The following is a 3,548-nucleotide window of genomic DNA, read 5'->3' on the forward strand; positions in this document are numbered from 1 at the left end:
CCGCCACAAGTTTGCGAAGTCCAGGCATCGTGTGACGAACTGGCCCGAGTACACCGAAAGTCTGCGCCAGCGCGGGGATGTCACGGTCTGGGTTGATGAGAGCGTGGCGCATCACTGGGGCGTTGCGCGCACCGGCAAGCGGGGCCGGCCGGGGACATACTCCGATCTGGCGATCACGGCTTGCCTGGAGCTTCGGACCGTTTTCCATTTGGCCCTGCGGCAAACTCAAGGGTTTGTCCGCTCTGTGTTCCAACTGATGAAGCTGGAACTGGACGTTCCCGACTTTACCACGCTCTCGCGCCGAGCCGGCGGGCTTGAGCCTTTGCCGCGGGTAAGATCGGAGACGCCAGTATCCCTTGACCTGGTATTGGACAGCACCGGCCTGAAGGTCTTTGGGGCCGGGGAATGGCTGGAAACCAAGCATGGCAAGACATCCAGGCGCCGCTCGTGGCGCAAGCTCCACCTGGGGCTGGATCTGGAGACAGGCCAGATCGAATGCAGTGAGCTGACGACAGACGACATCGGTGATCCGTCGGCCGTGCCGGATCTTTTGGATCAGATTGACGAACCCGTGCATCGCTTTCTTGCTGACGGTGCCTATGACGGCGCCGCCACCCGGACCGCAATCACGAAGCGCTTTGCCGATGTGGAAATCATCATTCCTCCGCCGAAGACGGCCGTTCCCGGCCCTGAGGCCGAGACCACCCCCACCGCGCGGGATCTGGATGTTCTGGCGATAAAGGCCCATGGTCGCATGGCCTGGCAAAAAAGCACCGGATATAACCAAAGAGCGCGCGTGGAAACGCAAATGGGCCGCTGGAAGTCGGTCATCGGGGAAAGGCTAAGATCACGTACCCTGGACAATCAGAGAACTGAGTGCCGGATTGGCGTCTCAGTCCTCAACAAAATGACTTCCCTCGGACGTCCTACGTTCGAGCGTATCTCATGATGCCCAAAGTCTGGGTAAGGGACCGCTGCGTGCCGACCGATGATTTGTGCAACACGGTGCCTTTGAAACTGATCAACGCTAAACACCTGGAAAAATCTGAGCGGAGGACCGCCTTCTAAACCCCAACACGCAAAAAGGGGACCGAAAGACAAAAAGTTTGCGACACTACCGGTTCAAGTCTCCCCGGCAAGCACAACGGTTTTTGTCTGCCCACGATCAGATCAACACGGTCTTCCGACCGCGCCGATACACATTGTCGGCCGTCTCATACCGGCGTGCAAGGGCTGATGCATTCGGCTTATGGCAGGACTACACCGGCGAGATGAACGCCTGAAATCCGTCAAAAGCACCGCACCTTGCGGGCACAACAAAATAACTTGGCAATCCCTAATTTCTTCATCTCGTTCTCCAAGCGCATCAAAGGCCGGAGAAGTCCAATTTTCAACCCAGTGATTTTCGGGGATGATTACTAAACGAAGCGCCGCTGATTTAATCCGCGGCGCTTCTTCTCTAGCAAGCGCTTTGTTGATCTATCGCTTCCACACCCCGGTTTTGTTATATTCAGTAGCATAGCCGTTGTTGGACTGTGCCTCTTTATCCTTTTCTACTGCCGCTACGGCGATAGCGGGAAAAGCAAGAGCCACACAAGTAGCTGCAATAACAACTTTTTTCATAACCATTCAGTTTTTCCTTATTTTGGTTACACTTACACCTTCTAGATAGTGTGCGGGAAGGCCGACGTCTATGACGCGCATCACATGCGGCGAAACCACGTTGTTGCAATAATCCGGTTCCTCGCTTACCTGCTCGGTGTTGGTAGTGTCGCAAACTTTTATTTCAGCCATAGCAATGGCTGAAATAAAAGTTTGCGACACTACCCGCGTTGACAGCTGTCAACCGGCCTCACACTTCAAATCGCGCTATCTCTTCCTGGATACAGGTCTCGAGTGCATCGAGGTCGCCGTGTTCCAGAGTGGCCCAGATCATGGCGGCGTCGACGCGAAAATATTCGTGGGCCACATGGTTGCGCAGCCCGGCGATGGCGGGCCAGGGAATGTCCTCATGCCGCTCTTTGAGGTCAACCGGCAGGGTTTTCGCCGCTTCACCGATGATCAGGAAAGCGGCCGAGACGGCGCGGAAGGTCTTTCGGTCATTTTGAGGCGATGTCAGGAAGACCTCCTGATCCATGTCGGCTGTGAAATCGCGCACGTCCTGAATGGCTTCCAGGATATCGCGCAGTCGGGCCGCGGGCGATCTCGCCATTAGAAGATTTCGATCCGGTCGCGGGTGGCGGTTTCACTCACATTAGAAAAAAGATCCTTGTTCGGCACTAGGTCAATGTCCGCGGTCGTGCCAAGGGCTGCTTTCAGCTTTTGTATGATGCGGCCAAGATCGAACAGGGACAGCGTTTTACCGTCCAGGGCCTGATAGGCAAGATCGATGTCGCTGTCAGGCCTAGCTTCTCCCCGTGCAACCGAACCAAAGAGGAAGAGATGCTTAAGGCCCTTGGCTTCCAGATCAGGCTGGATCGCTCGCAACGACCGGATAACATCCGTGGCTGCGGGTGCGGACCGGTCTTCGCGCTCGACATAATCCTGGACAAGTCTGTTCAGCAGATCCTGGACTTTCTCTCCGCGCTCGGCCGCAAGGGACTTGAACCGGTTCTTCAACCGGGCCGGTACACGGGCTGACAAAAAGGCTGTTTCAGATTCTAGCATGGAAAAGGTTCTTTTGTGTATTTGCGCACAATATTACAATATAGCTTTTCCGAGTCTTTGTCCAGTTGGGATTGCCAAGTTGTTGATGGGGCTCAGCGGTGGTAGATCGCTTTGATGAATGATCTTTCCGATTTTCCGCGCCTGAAGGGCTTCCGTTTTCCCAGGTCGATCATTTCCTACGGGGTTTGAGCGTATCATCGCTTTGCGTTGAGTACGGCCGATGTTGAAGACCTCCTTGCGGAGCGGGGCATCGGTGTCAGCCGTGAAACGATCCGCAACTGGGTGAACCGGTTTGGTCGGCATTTCGCGCGTTGCATTCGCCGGGACCGGCCCAAGCCCAACAACAAGTGGCATCTTGATGAGGTGGTGATTGTCATCGGCGGTGTTAAATACTGGCTCTGGCGGGCGATTGACGGCGATGGCGATGTGCTCGACATTCTGGTTCAAGCCCACCGCAATGCAAAGGCAGCAAAGCGTTTCTTTGGCGGGCTGGTCACGCAATTCGGCGAGCCCAAGGTCGTGGTAACCGACAAACTACGCGGCTACACAAAGCTGGTCCAGGCCCTTGCCCCGGATGCCGATCATCGCGCTCACAAGGGGTTGAACAACAGGATTGAGAATTCCCATCGCCCGACCCGCAAACGCGAGAAGATTATGGGCCGGTTCAAATCGCCCCGCCAAGCGCAACGGTTTCTGTCTGCCCACGATCAGATCAACACGATCTTCCGGCCGCGCCGATACACTCTGTCGGCCGCCTCATACCGGCGTGCAAGGGCTGATGCATTCGGCTTATGGAACGACTACACCGGCGAGATGAACGCCTGAAATCCGTCCAAAGTAGGGCTCCTTGCGGGCCCAACAAAACAAGTTGGCAATCCCCT

4 protein-coding genes and 2 pseudogenes are annotated in these 3,548 nt (G+C 55.9%); 3 read left to right on the plus strand and 3 right to left on the minus strand.

The features are described from left to right. On the plus strand, nt 1-949 hold a 949-nt coding region (locus tag ABJZ52_RS01635), incomplete at its 5' end, for an IS5 family transposase (RefSeq protein ID WP_348487681.1). 169 nt (nt 950-1,118) lie between these two features. Next, nucleotides 1,119-1,283, plus strand: a pseudogene (locus ABJZ52_RS01640) (IS6 family transposase); the annotation flags it as partial. Between the two features lie 196 nt (nt 1,284-1,479). On the opposite strand, the gene ABJZ52_RS01645 reads toward ABJZ52_RS01640, so the two are convergent. From ABJZ52_RS01645 to ABJZ52_RS01655, 3 genes are all read right to left on the minus strand, one after another. Further along, nucleotides 1,480-1,629 (minus strand): hypothetical protein, encoded by a 150-nt coding sequence (locus ABJZ52_RS01645; protein ID WP_348193217.1) that lies wholly within the window; start codon nt 1,627-1,629, stop codon nt 1,480-1,482. Between the two features lie 223 nt (nt 1,630-1,852). After that, nucleotides 1,853-2,212, minus strand: coding sequence for a DUF86 domain-containing protein (locus ABJZ52_RS01650; RefSeq protein ID WP_348193214.1), 360 nt, complete (start codon nt 2,210-2,212; stop codon nt 1,853-1,855). Then, entirely contained in the window at nt 2,212-2,667 is a 456-nt protein-coding gene (locus ABJZ52_RS01655) for a nucleotidyltransferase domain-containing protein (protein WP_348193211.1), read from the minus strand. Before ABJZ52_RS01655 ends, ABJZ52_RS01650 begins: the two co-directional genes overlap by 1 nt. Before the next feature lie 114 nt (nt 2,668-2,781). Between ABJZ52_RS01655 and ABJZ52_RS01660 the strand changes: the two are divergent. Next, nucleotides 2,782-3,492 (plus strand): annotated as a pseudogene (locus ABJZ52_RS01660) (IS6 family transposase). The last annotated feature ends 56 nt before the right edge of the window (nt 3,493-3,548 follow it).

It is taken from the genome of Roseibium sp., assembly GCF_039982295.1.
Taxonomy (GTDB): Bacteria; Pseudomonadota; Alphaproteobacteria; order Rhizobiales; family Stappiaceae; genus Roseibium.

Bases quoted from the DNA above. Each gene is read 5' to 3' on its own strand.
- ABJZ52_RS01645 (WP_348193217.1), bottom strand. From the start codon at position 1,629: ATGGTTATGAAAAAAGTTGTTATTGCAGCTACTTGTGTGGCTCTTGCT.
- ABJZ52_RS01650 (WP_348193214.1), bottom strand. From the start codon at position 2,212: ATGGCGAGATCGCCCGCGGCCCGACTGCGCGATATCCTGGAAGCCATT.
- ABJZ52_RS01655 (WP_348193211.1), bottom strand. From the start codon at position 2,667: ATGCTAGAATCTGAAACAGCCTTTTTGTCAGCCCGTGTACCGGCCCGG.